This window comes from Ferrithrix thermotolerans DSM 19514 (assembly GCF_900128965.1).
In the GTDB taxonomy this organism is placed as follows: domain Bacteria; phylum Actinomycetota; class Acidimicrobiia; order Acidimicrobiales; family Acidimicrobiaceae; genus Ferrithrix; species Ferrithrix thermotolerans.
Genome location: NZ_FQUL01000014.1, coordinates 24,025 through 40,183, shown reverse-complemented (window position 1 = coordinate 40,183; position 16,159 = coordinate 24,025). Strand labels below are relative to the sequence as shown.

12 protein-coding genes are annotated in these 16,159 nt (G+C 51.1%); 9 read left to right on the top strand and 3 right to left on the bottom strand.

Annotated elements, in window-relative coordinates:
• The 3 genes from BUA24_RS06055 to BUA24_RS06045 all read left to right on the top strand — a co-directional run.
• Positions 1–833 (top strand): 2-oxo acid dehydrogenase subunit E2 (locus BUA24_RS06055; RefSeq protein WP_143146423.1); only part of this gene is annotated, 833 nt, incomplete at its 5' end.
• A gap of 41 nt (positions 834–874) precedes the next feature.
• On the top strand, positions 875–2,527 hold the full coding sequence (gene lipA / locus BUA24_RS06050; protein ID WP_072789982.1) for a lipoyl synthase: 1,653 nt from the start codon (positions 875–877) through the stop codon (positions 2,525–2,527).
• Between the two features lie 52 nt (positions 2,528–2,579).
• Positions 2,580–3,767 (top strand): aminopeptidase P family protein, encoded by a 1,188-nt coding sequence (locus tag BUA24_RS06045; RefSeq protein WP_178138726.1) that lies wholly within the window; start codon positions 2,580–2,582, stop codon positions 3,765–3,767.
• Between the two features lie 61 nt (positions 3,768–3,828).
• Here the strand turns inward: BUA24_RS06045 and metH are convergent, their stop codons facing one another.
• Entirely contained in the window at positions 3,829–7,299 is a 3,471-nt protein-coding gene (gene metH, locus BUA24_RS06040) for a methionine synthase (RefSeq protein WP_072789980.1), read from the bottom strand.
• A gap of 55 nt (positions 7,300–7,354) precedes the next feature.
• Here metH and BUA24_RS06035 point away from each other — a divergent pair, with 55 nt between their 5' ends.
• Together BUA24_RS06035 and BUA24_RS06030 are read left to right on the top strand one after the other, a co-directional pair.
• A complete protein-coding gene (locus BUA24_RS06035; RefSeq protein WP_072789978.1) occupies positions 7,355–7,906 on the top strand; it encodes a cob(I)yrinic acid a,c-diamide adenosyltransferase in 552 nt (183 codons plus the stop codon).
• Position 7,907: 1 nt separating this feature from the next.
• Entirely contained in the window at positions 7,908–9,314 is a 1,407-nt protein-coding gene (locus tag BUA24_RS06030; RefSeq protein WP_178138725.1) for a leucyl aminopeptidase, read from the top strand.
• On the opposite strand, the gene BUA24_RS06025 is transcribed toward BUA24_RS06030, so the two are convergent.
• On the bottom strand, positions 9,311–9,928 hold the full coding sequence (locus BUA24_RS06025) for a hypothetical protein (protein WP_143146422.1): 618 nt from the start codon (positions 9,926–9,928) through the stop codon (positions 9,311–9,313). The two genes, BUA24_RS06030 and BUA24_RS06025, sit on opposite strands and share 4 nt — an antisense overlap.
• 90 nt (positions 9,929–10,018) lie before the next feature.
• Here BUA24_RS06025 and BUA24_RS06020 point away from each other — a divergent pair, with 90 nt between their 5' ends.
• The 4 genes from BUA24_RS06020 to BUA24_RS06005 all read left to right on the top strand — a co-directional run bounded on the left by BUA24_RS06020 (position 10,019) and on the right by BUA24_RS06005 (position 14,976).
• Positions 10,019–10,615 carry a nitroreductase family protein gene (locus BUA24_RS06020; RefSeq protein ID WP_072789973.1) on the top strand — a complete coding sequence of 199 codons (597 nt, stop codon included), beginning with the start codon at positions 10,019–10,021 and terminating at the stop codon, positions 10,613–10,615.
• An 81-nt stretch (positions 10,616–10,696) separates the two neighbouring features.
• Positions 10,697–11,869: a molybdopterin-synthase adenylyltransferase MoeB gene (moeB, locus tag BUA24_RS06015; RefSeq protein WP_072789971.1), complete on the top strand. Its 1,173-nt coding sequence runs from the start codon at positions 10,697–10,699 to the stop codon at positions 11,867–11,869.
• Between the two features lie 79 nt (positions 11,870–11,948).
• Positions 11,949–13,526 (top strand): acyl-CoA mutase large subunit family protein, encoded by a 1,578-nt coding sequence (locus BUA24_RS06010; protein WP_072789970.1) that lies wholly within the window; start codon positions 11,949–11,951, stop codon positions 13,524–13,526.
• 91 nt (positions 13,527–13,617) lie between these two features.
• Positions 13,618–14,976 carry a dihydrolipoyl dehydrogenase family protein gene (locus tag BUA24_RS06005; RefSeq protein ID WP_072789968.1) on the top strand — a complete coding sequence of 453 codons (1,359 nt, stop codon included), beginning with the start codon at positions 13,618–13,620 and terminating at the stop codon, positions 14,974–14,976.
• A gap of 7 nt (positions 14,977–14,983) precedes the next feature.
• Here BUA24_RS06005 and BUA24_RS06000 read toward each other — a convergent pair whose 3' ends face one another.
• Positions 14,984–16,156, bottom strand: coding sequence for an amidohydrolase (locus BUA24_RS06000; protein ID WP_218587420.1), 1,173 nt, complete (start codon positions 16,154–16,156; stop codon positions 14,984–14,986).
• Positions 16,157–16,159: the final 3 nt, after the last annotated feature.

The window sequence follows — 16,159 nt, the reverse complement described above, 5'->3', positions numbered from 1 at the left end:
CACCGCAACCAGCACCGGTAGCCCAACCAGCACCGCTGCCACAGCATGGTGCGACGCCTCAAACGGACTCTGTGCAGCCGCTTTATTCCCCAGCGGTAAGTCAAAGTGCGGTTGTGGGTGCGAGAGACGAAGTGGTACCGTTTTCGAACATTCGTCGAAGAACAGCGGAGCATATGGTTCGTTCTAAGGCTATCTCGGCTCATACCCTCGTGTCGGTGGAGGTGGATTTCGAGGGAGTAGAGAAAGTTCGGACCTCTCTTCGTGAACAGTTCAGGAAGGAAGAAGGGTTTTCTCTAACATATTTGCCGTTCATATCAAGGGCAGCCCTCGAAGCCCTTAGAACTTATCCCCGGTTGAACGCTTCCGTTGGCGACGATGCCTTGATTATTCACAAGGACATTCATCTTGCGATTGCTGTTGATCTTGACCTCGACGGTCTCATCGCCCCAGTGATTCATAATGCTGATACGAAGAGGCTGACGGGATTGGCTCGCGAGATTCACGACCTGGCACATCGAGCTAGGACAAAGCAACTTAGTGCAGATGATATCGCGCGTGGCACGTTTACCATTACTAACCCAGGCCCGTTTGGGACGATGATTACCTATCCCATAATCAACCAGCCCCAGGTTGCGATTCTATCCACCGACGGCATTCATCGTAAACCGGTAGTTGTTCGATTGCCTGACGGATCTGAGACGATTGGTATCCATTCTGTTGGAGTTTTGGCGATAGCCTTTGACCACAGAGTGATCGACGGCGCTTATGCAGCGGCGTTCCTAGCTCGCATGAGGGAGATCATCGAGACATGGAATTGGGCGCAAGAGTTTTAGTACTCTACGAACTTCTTAGAAGACCCTAGAGGGGAGTGTAGATGGCACGGAGTTTGGAGTCTCGATGGCTTGGCAGGGTTACGTACGATGACGCGTACAAGTTACAGAGACAGATCTTTGAGGGTTCGAAGAGCTACCTACTGCTTCTAGAACACGCAAAAACCTACACGTTAGGAGTTCGGGCCGACAGGAATAATGTGCTCGTCGACCCAGTAGAAGTTGGTGCTGTTCTTGTGGATACCGATCGTGGAGGAGATGTCACTTACCACGGACCAGGTCAGCTAGTCGGATATCCGATAGTTGCCGTCACTCCAGGTCCATCGATGGTACCTAACTTTGTGCATAGTCTTGAGAACGTCCTAGTTCGAGTGTTGGAGGTATACGGAATACACGCGTATGCCTTGCCAAAGTATCCGGGAGTTTGGGTCGGTCCGCAAGACACTCCTAGAAAGATTGCAGCGATTGGCGTAAAGGTGACAAGAGAGCGAGCCATGCATGGATTCGCCTTGAACGTCACAACAGACCTTTCGATGTTTGACCATATTATCCCTTGTGGAATAAGAGATAAGACAGTGACCTCTATGGAAAAAGAAGGTGTAACGGTCAATTTGACCGATGTTGCTAAGGTCATTACATCTAAATTTGCTGAGGAGTTTGGATACGAGTCTGTTTTCTACTTTGGACTCGACGACTCAAGTAGTATCTCTGCGGGATTTGATCCTCTTGCATCGGAGATGAAAGAGGAGCAGCCGTCTACGATTCAACGGTCCGATTCCCACTTATCGTCTCAGATATCGCGAAGAATCCAAAAAGCCGGTGTCAACCTTGGAACTGCGATACCAGTAAGAACGCCGAAGCCTCAGTGGATGCGAAATCGTGCAAACATGGGGTCAGAGTATCGCCAGCTCAAGAGCTTGATGCGCTCACTTTCCTTGACAACGGTTTGTGAAGAGGCTGGCTGTCCGAATATCTTTGAATGTTGGTCCGATGGCACTGCGACCTTCATGATTAATGGAGAAAGTTGTACGCGAAAGTGCACCTTTTGCCTGGTTGACACCTCCAAGCCCCTCCCTTTGGATGAGAACGAACCATATAGAGTCGCTGAGGCCGTAAAGAGATTGGGCTTAGACTTCGCAGTAGTTACAGCCGTAGCCAGAGATGATCTCGGCGATGGTGGTGCGGGAGCGTTCGCAAAGACTATCGACGCAATACGAGAGTACAATCCAGGAGTAGGAGTGGAAGTGCTCATTCCAGACTGCAAAGGCGACGAGACATCACTAAGAACCATCTTTGAAGCTCGTCCCGACGTTCTCAATCATAACGTGGAGACACCTCTTCGGCTCCAAAGGGCCGTCCGTCCCTCTGCTAGCTACGCTCGTTCTCTTTCTGTGCTCGCGAGGGCTCGGGAGTATGATCTCTTGACAAAGTCGGGCATAATGGTCGGACTCGGAGAGACTATGGATGAAGTGAAGGCGACATTGAGAGACTTGCGTGAGGTCGGTGTATCTATCGTGACCATAGGACAGTACCTAAGGCCAACTAAGAATCACGCTCCCCTTATACGCTACTATACTCCGTCTGAGTTTGAGGAGCTGAAGGGATACGGGTATGGACTTGGGTTCAGCCACGTCGAATCTTCTCCCATGGCCAGATCTTCGTACCACGCGAAAAGGGGTGCCTCAGCACTCGTGTGAGGTGCACGCTCAAGTAGACTTCCCTTTTGCTGTAGCTCTGAAGGAGAATACGATGGACCAAGCGACACCAGGCGCGCAGGAACGGTTGCAGGGGATACTGTCTGCACTGACAGGACTCTCTGATGCTGACTATGAACACACGTACCGCATGCGACTTGAACGATTTCAAAGGGCTCTTCTGGAATCCAACGTGGACGCAGCCGTTTTGACCCTTGGGGCTGAGGTTCCTTGGCTAATTGGTTACGAGCCGATGCCGTTAGAACGCATTACGGCTCTAGTAGTTCGTCCCAATGAAGGCGTTACTCTCCTTGTGCCTAGGCTAGAGGCGGCAAGAGTCAAACATAGGTCGGCTCTATTTAATATTGTGCCTTGGTCAGAGGCCCAAGATCCCTTTGCGGAGATACAGAACCTCACACGGGGTTGTAATAAGCTAGCGGTATCGGATCGAGGCTGGTCCTCTTGGTTGCTACACATGATGAGTCGCATGGGGAGCGTCTCCTTCAGCTCTCTTGGTGATTTAGGTCTCGACTTGCGGCGCGAAAAGGACGATATTGAACTCCTAACCCTTAGCGCTGCTTCGGCCGCCGCAGATGTGGTTGCGAATTTGCTGTTGTCCGGAGAGATTGAACTAGTGGGAAGATCGGAAGAAGCGGTTTCGGAGGAACTTGGCCGACTTCTGGTTGACTTCGGCCACTCTAAAGTGAACTTTGCGATAGTAGGTTCTGGTCCAAACTCGGCTTCGCCTCACCACGAACCATCGTCACGAGTAATTCAGCTGGGTGAACCTGTGGTTTGCGACTTTGGAGGTACCTTTAGTGTAAATGGTGAGCCAGGATACTGTTCAGATATAACTCGCACGGTTCACACCGGTCCGGCCACTGAGGAGTTTAGGGAGCTCTACGAAGTCCTACATGAGGCTCAAAGCACTGCTCGAAGGAGTATTACCACTGGTATGGAGCTTTCGGCCGCAGACAGAACGGCACGCAAAGTAATCGAATCTCACGGATACGGCGAGTACTTTATTCATCGCCTCGGACACGGTATCGGCATGGAGGAACATGAAGAGCCGTACCTCGTAAGCACCGCTGGAGGGGTTATAAAAGAACGTGACTGCTTCTCTATAGAACCGGGCATCTACCTAAATGAACGCATGGGTGCGAGAATAGAGGATATAGTCACGGTGGAAGGTGGTACAGTTCGAAGTCTTAACCTTGTGAGTCGGGATCTAGTTGAGCTATGACCTCACGCCGCCTCCTCCGGGACTTAGATGCAGACTTGCTCTGCAGACTCTGTAACTGTACCTATGCGATGAAGTACTTAGCCCTTGGATGGTGACAGATTATGGCTGTAGTGGTTTGTTCGGGATCGAGCTGAAACTCCTCACTAACCGTGACTCCGATCCTATCGGCTCCGAGCAATTGAACTACCTTTGCGTTGTCCTCTAGGTTGGGGCATGCGGGGTAACCCCACGAGTATCTCCCACCTCGATATTGTTGCTTGAAGAGGCCAGAGAGAGTCGGTCCATCTTCATTGGCGAAACCCCACTCCTGTCGAATTCGGAGGTGCCAGTACTCTGCGAGAGCCTCTGTCATCTCAACCCCCAGTCCATGAATGTGAAGATACTCCTGGTACTTGTTCTCCTCAAAAAGCTTACGGGCAACTTGAGAAACTCTGGGACCCATGGTGACTACGTGAAAGGCGGCATAGTCGATCTCGTCGGAGCTACTTGGACGGAAAAAGTCGGCTATACACAGATAAGGTTCCTTGGACTGTCTGGGAAACGTGAACGTAGCAACCCTTTCCCTGCGAGCCTCATCTTCGTAGATGATCAGGTCATTTCCCTCGCTGGAGACAGGAAAGAAACCGTAAGCAACCATGGGAACGAGGAGCTGGTCTTTTTTAGCGCTGTCGAGTACACTTCTTAGAACTGACCTGACTCTCTCTTTGAACTCAAGGTCGGACTCTCCGTCTCGGGGTCGATATCCCCATTGATGACGAAAAAGAGCGGTTTCGTTTAGGTATGCGGCTATGTCATCCAAAGGTATTCCCTTTACCACTTTTGTCCCGATAAAGGGTGGCACGAAAACCTTGTTGTCGCTCTCAACCTCTGGGGACCTATCTTGGAAGTCATCTGTTGCATGGCTCGGAGAGCTGTTCCGTATCTGTCGAAACACCTTTCGCTCGCTTATTGTGCGACCAAATTTGGGGTCATCAACTTTTCCGGCTTTGATGTCGATAAGTTTGTTCATTATGTCTAGACCCTCGAAGGCGTCTTTACCGTAAAATACCCGTCCGTTGTAGATTGACCGGAGGTCTCGCTCGACGTAAGTACGGGTTAGGGCGGCTCCGCCTAGTATGACTGGAATATGACTGAGGTTGCGGCTCTGCAACTCCTCTAGATTCTCTCTCATAATTAGAGTTGACTTAACGAGTAGTCCGCTCATTCCAATGGCGTCTGCCTGTACTCGGTTTGCGGCTTCGATCATCTCAGATATTGAGACTTTAATGCCTAAGTTTGTGACTTCGTAGCCGTTGTTTGTCAAGATGATATCGACGAGATTCTTACCAATATCGTGTACGTCACCTTTGACGGTTGCAAGTACTATCTTTCCCTTCTTGGCAGACTCACGGACCTCCATAAACGGCTCGAGGAACGAAACTGCTGCTTTCATGGTCTCCGCTGAAGACAGTACGAAGGGTAGCTGCATTTTGCCTGATCCAAATAGCTCCCCCACCTCTTTCATGCCTTCTAGCAGGATGTTGTTGATGATGTCTAGAGCACTGATACCATCATTTAAAGCCTCCTCAAGGTCCTCCTCAAGGCCCTTTCGGTTTCCATCGACGATGCGCTTGTAGAGGCGTTGCTCAAGAGGAAGTGACTCGAGTTCCACGACGTCTTTTGCGAGACCTTGCGATGGATCGCTAAATATCTCAATAAGCCTCTGCAATGGATCGTACCCGTCTGTTCTTCGATCGTAGATTAGATCGAGGCAGACCTCCAAAGTCTCCTGTGGAATTTTGTGCAGAGGAATGATTTTGGATGGGTGTGCGATAGCAGCGTCTAGGCCGGCCTTCCTGCATTCATCGAGGAAGACTGAGTTCAACACCTCGCGTGCTCTTGGGCTGAGACCAAAAGAGATGTTCGAGAGACCAATTATTGTGAAACTCTCCGGAAACCTCTCCTTTATAAGTCTTATGCCCGCAATTGTTTCAGCTCCGTCTTTACGGGACTCTTCCATTCCTGTCGATATAGGTAGAACAAGTGGGTCGAAGATAAGGTCTTCAGGCTTTAGTCCGTAACGTTCTGTCGCAAGTTGATATATCGAAGTCGCAGCTTCTAACTTCCAAGAGGCGGTCCGTGCCTGTCCACGTTCGTCGATGCAGGTGCAGACTACCGCCGCTCCGTATTGCTTGGCAAGATTCAAAAACCTATCTAACCGAGTTCTTGGTGCACTACCTTCCTCTAGGTTTACAGAGTTTATGGCCGCACGGCCGCCAAGGTACTTTAGGCCGGTCTCTACCACGTCAGCCTCGGTGGAGTCGATCATTATCGGAAGAGTCGACTGTGTAGCAAGACGAGAGGCAAGCGTCTTCATGATGGCGACTCCGTCGGAGCCCGTGTAGTCCACGCACAGATCGATCACGTGAGCACCGTCTCTAACCTGTTCCTGCGCCATCTCAACACAGGTGTCCCAGTCCTCGCTTAGCATGGCCTCGCGAAAACGTCTCGATCCGTTGGCGTTGGTGCGCTCCCCAACAGCTAGATACGCAAGATCCTGACGAAGTGGAACGGAGCTGTAAAGAGACGCTAAAGAAGGTTCTTTGGATGCTTTACGCCTCTGAGGTTCCATGTTGGCGACGGCATCAATCACCGCCGAGAGATGCTCAGGCGTTGTGCCGCAACATCCGCCTACGATCGAGAGGCCGTAGTCCGTTACGTATCTCTTGTGGAAGTCGGCGAGCTCGGCAGGGGTCAGATCGTAGTGCATCTTGCCGTCTTTGATTGAAGGAAGTCCAGCGTTGGGTAGACATGAGATCGGCAACTCTGAGGATTGTGAAAGGTATCGAAGATGCTCGGCCATCTCCTTCGGACCTGTTGCACAGTTAATTCCAATGACATCAGGATCCATGGCATCTAAGGCTGTATGAGCTGCTGTTATCTCGGTACCGGGCAACATCCTTCCGGTTATCTCCATGGTCACCTGAACCTGTATAGGAAGTTGAATCCCCGTCCGTGACATGACTCGACGAGCGGCTATGATCCCGGCTTTGGCGGTCAACAGGTCGAACACCGTCTCAAAGAGTAAGAGATCTACTCCTCCATCTATCAGGCCCTGAATCTGTTCCTCATAGGCGGTGACTAACTGGTCAAATGTGATCTGTCCCAGAGACGGTAGCTTCGTTCCTGGCCCTATGCTTCCAGCGACAAATCTTGGATGATCTTTGGTCGAGTATCCATGAGCTACGTCTTTTGCCAGTTCCGCTGCCCTTTTGTTTATCTCATATGTCTTATTTTCTAGTCCGTACTCGGATAACACCACAGAGAAAGCGCCGAAGGTGTCTGTTTCTATCACGTCGCACCCGACTGCGAGGAAGGAGTCGTGAATTGACGCTACTGCATTAGGTGCGCTTAGAACCAGAGCTTCGTTGCATCCCTCAAGAGATTCGCCCCCGAAATCGTCCGCTGAAAGGTTGAGCATCTGCAGATTCGAACCCATGGCACCGTCAAAAACTACGACTTTGTCATGGATAATGTCTAAATATTTGCTCATCTATACCAGAATACGTGGCCCATACAGTGCTAGTTACTACTAGTTTCTTTGAAAGGTGAAGATATACACAAAAAAAGGTGATGACGGATCCACCGGTCTGTTATTCGGTGGCCGAGTAGACAAAGACGCAATACAGATCGAGCTCAACGGAGCCGTCGATGAGACTCAGGCGGCCCTGGGTTTAGCTAGGGCTTTTTCAGCTTCTAGCGAACTCTCGCAGCTTTGTATCTACCTTGAGCGTGATTTATGGGTGCTCATGGCTGAAGTAGCAACTAGTTCGGAGAACAGATCCAAGCTCGTGGCGAAGAAAACCATGGTAGATGCTTCAATGGTCGCAAAGCTCGAAGAAGAGATCGATCGTATCTCTGCTTTGTTCGACATGCCGCGAGAGTTTGTGATTCCCGGAGGCTCTCCATCGTCGGCTTTTTTGGACTGGGCGCGAGTTACTGCACGTCGTGCAGAGCGTATATCGCTTCCTTACGTGCGCCAAAATAAAGACACAGAGGTGGGAAGATACCTAAATCGTCTATCCGACCTGCTTTGGACTATGGCTAGATGGCAAGATGGTCAGATACTTAGGACTAGAGATATAGAAGAAGGTGTGTAGATTGAGATTATCCCTTCAGATAACCGCAGAGGCAAAGCCTGTCTCGGGTGAGAGGGTCGTATTTGTGGCGAAAGGGGCCGAGGAGGGTCGTTATCTACGTGGTGAGGTAAGTCCTGCGGTCTTTGACGGGAGGTTAGGCTACATTCTTGGTTTGGGAAAATTAGCCGATCTTGAACTAGACGATGTGCGGCGTATTGGCGCTTCAGTGGTTAGGACTAGTAAGGACAAGGAAGCCGTATCGGTCGACTTAGAGGAGCTGGCGTCATCCGAACTAGACCTCCCTAAGGTGGCTCAAGCCTTCTTTGAAGGTGTCTTGTTGGGTTCTTACAGCTTTGATGTCTATAGAAGCCAAGACGATAAAAATAGGTCCAAGCTCAATGAAGTTGTGGTGTTCGTTCCAGAACGGCACCTCGATGCTTACCGTGACGCAGTAGCTCCAGCCAAGGTTCTCTGTGAGGCCGTGGCTCTTGCGCGTGACTTAATCAATGAGCCGCCTTCAGTTATGACGCCTCGTAGATTTACTGAGATAGCTCAAGAGGTTGCTCAGAGGACCGGTCTTGAGTTACGCGTATGGGATGAAGAAAGGGTTAAGGAGGAGAGACTAGGTGGCCTATTGGGGGTAGCTATGGGTTCAAACGAACCCCCTAGGATGCTTCGGCTCCACTACAAGCCAGCTGCAAAGGAGCCCTCTTCGAAGACTGTAGCACTGGTGGGCAAGGGCATTACGTTTGACTCCGGTGGGCTCTCTTTGAAGCCAGCAAATGGGATGATGACCATGAAGACGGATATGTCGGGAGCGGCAGCTGTGTTGGCAGCCATGTCGACCCTAGCCGAACTGGGTTGCAAACATGAAGTCTTTGGATATATGGCACTTACAGAGAATATGCCCTCTGGTGCAGCTCAAAAACCTGGTGATGTGCTTAGAACTCGACTTGGGAAGACTATTGAGGTGTTAAACACCGATGCAGAGGGCAGGCTAGTTTTAGCTGATGCTCTGGCCCTAGCAGTCGAGGATGGAGCGGAAGAGATTTTAGATATTGCCACTCTGACTGGAGCGTGCGTTGTTGCTCTTGGTGTGGAGATAGGAGGTTTACTGGGAAACAGCAGTGCCCTTATTGACTCTGTGCTTGAGGCGTCGCGTGTTGCTGGTGAAGACCTTTGGCCGCTACCTCTTCCCAAGAGATACAAAAAGCATATAGAGTCAGAGATCGCTGATATGAAGAATATAGGCGCTGCGGGTCAGGCGGGAACTCTCTCTGCTGGTCTGCTACTTGAAGAGTTTGTAAGTGGAGTACCTTGGGTTCACCTAGACATTGCGGGACCAGCTAGATCTGAGTCTGACGATGGATACCTAACCAAGGGAGGGACGGGATTCGGCGTGAGGACCATCTGCAACTGGCTGTGTTAGGGAATGCCGTTAGTTGCGCGTCTAGCCACAGTGCTTTCAAACTTGAGTTTCTCAAGTTCAGCCGGGATCTCTTCCTTTGAGACTCCAGCCTGAGCTAAGGTAGCAGCCATCCTGCGGGCGTGAAGTTCCTCCCGTAGTGTATGGACTCTAACATTGTTATTCGAGTACTTGAGGTGCAAAGACTGTAGCTCTGAAGGTAGTCGTTGAAGCTGTCTGGTGGATATAGGTCCCAAAGCGGTTCTAAAGGCTAAGGTTTGTGACTCTGTAGCCTTTGCGACGGAGAAGTATATGCAGCGCTTGACGGTCCGTTCCACCAAGGAGTCCTTTGGTTTAGTAAAGCGTAAACCCAGCATGGTGCCGAGAAGTTCTGTGTCCAAGGTGATCCCCGACGGGGAGACCTCCAAAAGACGGTTGACTCGTCTGAGGAGCCACAGTGCAGATGGTCCAAGCGTCGGTAGCCAAAACAGCTCTGCGTAATCTGAGTCGGCGGTAAAGCCGAATCTTTCAAGGGCTGAGTCGTGCCACGGAATCACTCTGAGAGTCTCCCCGAGTGTGAATTCGACGCCGGTCTCAACTTGAGTTGTCCCGCACTTATTCTCTGATCTATGGGTCAATAACATCTTGCCTCCTTTATCGACAAGTTAAGGCTAGCACAGAAAGTAATGAAATGCATTAGAAAGTATGTAAAATCTGAAAGGATAGTGATGGAGTTTGCGCGGTTAGCTAGAAAGAGAAAGATGTGTCGATCTTTCGCGCCTGATCCGTTATCAGAGGAGGACGTATCGTTTGTTATCCAGAGTGCTCTTAGAGGTCCCTCAGCTGGGTTCTCTCAGGGAGTTGAACTGGTTGTTGTACGCTCCGAGGAGGCCCGCAAGTTATTTTGGTCTATAGTAACGACTGAAGGCTGGCTAGAGCGTACCCGTAGTCACAAAGGTCTGGATAATGCGCAGGCGATCGTGATCGTCACGGTGGATAAACATAGATATTTAAAGCGTTACTCAGCCCCAGATAAGTCGTACTCTAACTGGACCAAAGAAGAGGACTGGCCGGCTCCGTTTTGGTATGTAGACGCTGGTGCTAGTGTGATGTTGGCGCTTCTAGCTGCGACTGACCGCAGTTTAGGGGCACTCTTTTTTGCGATAGACCGAAACCATGAACCGCTAAGAAGTGCTTTTTTGATATCCTCGCAACGACTTATCGTAGGTGCTATCGCTTTGGGTATTCCTGACGGCGTTCAAGCTGGTGGTTCTTCAAGAACTATAAGGCGCAGGGACTACTCCGAAACCGTGAAGGTATTTTAGCCAACCTTTGATCTCTCTTGAGAGCCAGTATTGTTGTAAAGGTATCTTTGGGAGCGTTAGACCTTTGGAGGGGATAGTCTCGTGGCGAACTTTCGGGAAATGTTGCTTGCTACAAAGAGTCAGATAAAAGAGATCACAACGGAAGAGGCAGCTCACCGACTTCATGACGGATGGGTTTTTCTCGATGTGCGCGAGTTCGACGAGTTTGAGCAGGGAGCAGTTCCTGGTGCCGTCTTTCTTCCAAGGGGAAACCTAGAGCTACAAATTGACAGTAGGGTGCCTGTCAAAGACACACCCTTGGTTGTTTACTGTGCGGGCGGTGTCCGTTCTGCCTTTGCCGTTAAGACGCTCATGGACCTTGGATATACGAGGGTTGTGTCAATGATAGGCGGCTTTAACAAATGGAAAGATGACGGACTCAGATGGACGGTGCCTAAGTCTTTGAGTAATCAGCAAAGGAATCGCTACAACCGTCACCTTCTTCTTCCTGAGGTTGGAGAAGAAGGTCAGTTGCGGTTACTTGACTCAAAGGTACTCCTCCTTGGAGCTGGGGGGCTTGGCTCTCCGGCCGCTCTTTATCTTGCTGCAGCTGGAGTTGGTACACTGGGCGTTATCGATATGGACGTCGTTGATGCCTCAAACCTTCAGCGCCAGGTTATCCATAACATCGACCGCATAGGTGACAGGAAGGTCGACTCCGCAAAAAAAAGCATCAACCTGCTTAATCCTGATGTGAAGGTGAATACCTACGACGTCCGTATTTCCGCTTCGAACATCGAAGAGATCATAGCGGGATACGATGTTATTGTCGATGGTACCGATAACTTTCCAACCCGATACCTCGTGAACGATGCGTCACTGAAAGCGCAGATACCGGTAGTCCATGGATCGATCTTTCGTTTCGAAGGCGTAGTTACAGTCTTTCACCCCTACGTTGGGCCATGCTACCGTTGCTTCGTTCCGGAGCCCCCACCGCCAGAGTTGGCGCCTTCGTGTGCCGAGGCTGGTGTGATAGGCGTGCTTCCGGGGATCATTGGTTCCTTGCAGGCTATGGAGGCGATAAAGCTAGTTCTGGGACTTGGCACAACCCTCACCGGTCGGTTACTAATGTACGAGGCGATGGACGAGACCTTTAGAACCTTCAACCTGAAAAGAGACCCCAACTGTCCGGCCTGCACGCTCAGTCCTGACCAGATTACTATCGAGGAGTACGACAATCTCTGTATGCCTCACTTAGCGCGTGAAAGACTCTGAGTGTTAGTGCTCTTAGATAGAGAACGTCCATGGGCTGGACGAAGTTATTACTTGGTTTAGATGCGATAGGCTTTTGGATATGGCGGACGATGAAATTTATACAGACTCTGAGGTCTTGATAAAGCCTCTTTACGAACCAAGTGACCTATCGGAGTGGGATCCCGACCTAAAGCTCGGCCGTCCTGGAGAGTTTCCCTATACTCGAGGGATCTATAGAAATATGTATCGAGGTAGGCCGTGGACCATGAGGCAGTATGCAGGATTTGGGACGGCGGAAGCTACGAACAAAAGGTTTCGGTTTTTGTTAGATGCCGGACAGACGGGGCTATCGTGCGCCTTTGACCTTCCCACTCAGATGGGTTATGACTCCGACCATGCTAGGGCGGAAGGAGAGGTGGGACGAGTAGGTGTTGCAATTAGCTCGATAGAGGATATGCGACTTTTGCTCGATGGGCTGCCCCTGGAACGTGTTACCACCTCAATGACTATCAACGCGACCGCGTCGATACTGCTTCTGCTCTACCAGCTAGTAGCCGAAGAGAGCGGAGCAAACCCGCAAAAGATCGGTGGGACGATTCAAAACGATATCTTGAAGGAGTATGTTGCCAGGGGGACTTACATCTATCCTCCACGTCCGTCCATGAAGATAGTGACGGATATATTCGCATACTGCAAGAAGAACCTTCCAAATTGGAATACCATCTCGATATCGGGTTATCACATAAGAGAAGCAGGATCTACTGCGGTTCAGGAGATAGCCTTTACCCTGGCGAATGGGATCGCATACGTTGAGGCGGCGATGGCAGCGGGTCTAGCGGTGGATGACTTCGCTCCCCGTCTGAGCTTTTTCTGGAACGCTCACAATAATTTCTTTGAGGAGATAGCCAAGTTTCGTGCGGCTCGTCGCATGTGGGCCGTGATTATGAGGGACAGGTTCAAAGCGCAGAACCCCAAGTCGCAACTTCTGAGGTTCCACACCCAGACAGGTGGATCGACTCTTACAGCGCAGCAACCTGAGGTGAATATCGTGCGCGTCGCTCTTCAGGCACTTGCAGCTGTTCTTGGGGGTACGCAGAGCCTGCATACCAACGGCTTCGATGAGGCGCTGGGACTCCCAACGGAGAAGGCAGCCAAGATTGCCCTAAGAACGCAACAGGTGATTGCCTTTGAGTCGGGGGTCACAGACACAGCGGACCCCATGGGTGGGTCCTACTTCATAGAGATGCTCACAGATGAGGTGGAAAAGAATGCTTGGCGGTACCTTGAGGAGATAGAGAGCCTAGGTGGCGCTGTCTCAGCTATTGAAGGTGGGTATTTGCAGGAGGAGATTGAAAAATCTGCGTACGAGTTCTCAAAAGGCGTAGATAGCGGGAAGAAGGTGATAGTGGGGGTAAATCGCTTTCAAGACTCTGAGGAGTCCCCGCAGGATGTATTCCCAATCGATCCAAAGCAACAAAAGGAACAAGCCGAGAGAGTAAGACGACTCAAGCTTGGTAGAGATCAAGGGGAGGTTACAAAGAGTCTTGCTGAGTTGGAGTCCGTGGCCAAAGAGGGAGGCAACATCCTCTACCCTATGAAGACGGCTCTTAGGTGCTACGCAACCCTGGGCGAGGTAAGCGATGTGCTGAGAGCGGTTTATGGAACCTATACTCCCTAGGTAGGTAGCTCAAATTTGATATCTCTAACCTTGGCGCGCAAGTGCTTCATTGTTATTTGTGACGCTGGTCTGTGTTGACTAGGATAAGGGCGTGAGATTTGTCGTTTTAGGCGGTGGACCCGCGGGAGTACAAGCAGCGTCTTACGCAGCTCGACTTGGTGCCAAGGTCACAGTCGTTGAAAAAGACGTGTTAGGGGGAGCAGCAAATCTGTGGGACTGCATTCCTTCGAAGGCTATGATTGCTACGGGTGGACTTGTATCGCTATCTGTGCGCGCAGCCAAGATGGGTGTAAACGACGTCAAAGTCTCACTAGATCTGGATGAGATCCGAGCTCGCATCGCTGGGATTACCCAACACCTAGAGAGAAGCAACGCTGAACTTCTTCGGTCTCAAGGTGTTGAAGTTGTAGAGGGTGAAGCGCGCTTTTTGGACCCTCACAGGATCGCAGTCAGGGGTAGAGACGGACATGATGTAGAGATTGAGGGAGACGCCTTTCTTATCTCTACGGGATCCAGACCACGAGTTCCGGACTGGGCAACCGTGGACGGCAAGAGAGTGCTTACCACCCGCCAGGCGTACCCTCCCCCTGAGATCCCTGAGCATCTTGTTGTTATAGGCTCCGGCGTAACAGGTGTAGAGTTTGTCCATATGTTTCGAACCTTTGGTTCGCAAGTGTCGCTGATTGTCTCACGCCAGCAGGTGTTGCCACAAAAAGATCCGGAGGTTGCAGCGGCGCTTGAGGCTGATTTCTTGGACTCCGGAGTCAGGTTGTACAAGGGTGCACGCGCCAAGGCGGTGCGTGCAGACGAAGAGGGAGTCGTTGTGGACTGCGACGACGGAAGAAGTGTCGCTGGCTCGCACTGTCTTTTAGCCGTTGGATCTATTCCAAACTACGAGGGTCTGAATTTGGAGATGGCTGGAGTTGAGGTTGATGACGGTGGTTTTATCCCAGTTGATCACCACTGTGTATCGAATGTAAAGCATATCTATGCCGCAGGTGACATCTCCGGCAAGCTTCCACTAGCCTCAGTGGCTACCATGCAAGGTCGTAAGGTCGCAGAGCATGTGATGGGTCTGGACTCAAGGGAGCACCGCCACTTAGACTACGATAAGGCTGCAAGTGCCATCTTTACCGAGCCCGAGATCGCTGACGTGGGACTTGCGGAGGCGGAGGCATTCTCCATGGGTCGCAAGATTCGTGTCACTAAGGTACCCTTTGCTGCAAATGCACGCGCCCTCATAAACGGTGACCCCCGGGGATTTATTAAGATTCTCTCTGATCCGGCCACCGGGGTTGTTCTAGGCGGATCCATAGTAGGTGAACGAGCGGCAGAGCTCATCTCTGTGATAGCTCTCGCCGTTACTGCGCACCTAAAGGTTTCAGATATCGTTGAGTCTCTGCTCGTGCATCCGGCATTGGCCGAAGCTCTAGCCGAGGCAGCTGACTAGAGGGTGCCTACCTGCACCTATGACTTATTAGGCGGCTTCGCAAACTCTCTTTAGACACTATCTCTACAACCGTGTATGCCATAGCCAATGCACCCTCGAAGATAGCTCGATCCGCAGCGCTAGATCCTGCGGCCCTCGTGAACTCGGGTTGGTGATTGATGGCAGGTAAGGAGTCGATATCCAAGAGAGGATGTATCGATGGAATCTCAAGTGATATGTTGGCCATATCTGTAGAAGCTCGGAACTCCCGCGTAGGGTCTGGGAACGGTCTTCCACAAAGCTGAGCTTGGTCTCGGTAGAGGGAAGCCATCTCTTCATCGGTGACAAACTCTGAATAAGGAGGTGACGGATTTGTAATTTCAAGCTGTGATCCGGTTGCGAGGGCACCTGCCTCAAAGCACCTTCGAACCTTTGGTTCTAAGATCGTGAGATCTGAGAGCGTCCTTGAGCGCACGAGGTACATCGCCTCAACAAGGGCAGGGATGACGTTTGGTGCATCCCCTCCGTGCTTTACGTAGCCGTGTACCTGGTCATAAGGGTATATGTGCTGCCTCTGAAGACCGATCGCCACTTGAGCTATCGTCATGGCATCTAGGGCGTTGATACCCTCTTGCGGGTAACCCGAAGCGTGTGCCTCTCTGCCTCTATAGGTGATGTCCAAGTGCTTTGCCGCCAACGTAGGCATTCGATCGGACTCAGTTGGGGCGGGATGAACCATCATGGCGGCGTTTAGTCCTTTAAAAGAACCCTTCTCAAGCATGAGAACCTTCCCACCTCCACTTTCCTCGGCGGGCGTTCCTAGAATCCTGACTGAGACTCCTAGAGTCTCCAAGAAAGGTCTCAGCGCTGCAGTGCTAAGGTAGGCAGCAGCAGCTATTACATTGTGGCCACAGGCGTGACCCACGTTAGGAAGAGCATCGTACTCTGCGCAGATACCCACACTCAAAGACCCCTCTCCTGCTTGTGCTACAAACGCAGTATCTAGCTCATCGACTCTGTCTTGTAGCTCCATGTCCAGCTCCGATACCGCCCTTACCATCCAGTCATGGGCTCTATGCTCCTCGAAACCGACCTCTGGATTTTCGTGAATGCGGTGCGAAAGAGTTAGTGCAGTCTCAAAGTGTCGTTCTGCCTCCCTCTTTATCTGAGCCTTTATGGCGCTTCGGTCAGTATTTTCCAAGGC

Excerpts from the sequence above, each read along its gene's own strand:
- metH (WP_072789980.1), bottom strand. The coding sequence starts at position 7,299 with ATGAGCAAATATTTAGACATTATCCATGACAAAGTCGTAGTTTTTGAC.
- BUA24_RS06010 (WP_072789970.1), top strand. The coding sequence starts at position 11,949 with ATGGCGGACGATGAAATTTATACAGACTCTGAGGTCTTGATAAAGCCT.
- BUA24_RS06045 (WP_178138726.1), top strand. The coding sequence starts at position 2,580 with ATGGACCAAGCGACACCAGGCGCGCAGGAACGGTTGCAGGGGATACTG.
- BUA24_RS06020 (WP_072789973.1), top strand. The coding sequence starts at position 10,019 with ATGGAGTTTGCGCGGTTAGCTAGAAAGAGAAAGATGTGTCGATCTTTC.
- lipA (WP_072789982.1), top strand. The coding sequence starts at position 875 with ATGGCACGGAGTTTGGAGTCTCGATGGCTTGGCAGGGTTACGTACGAT.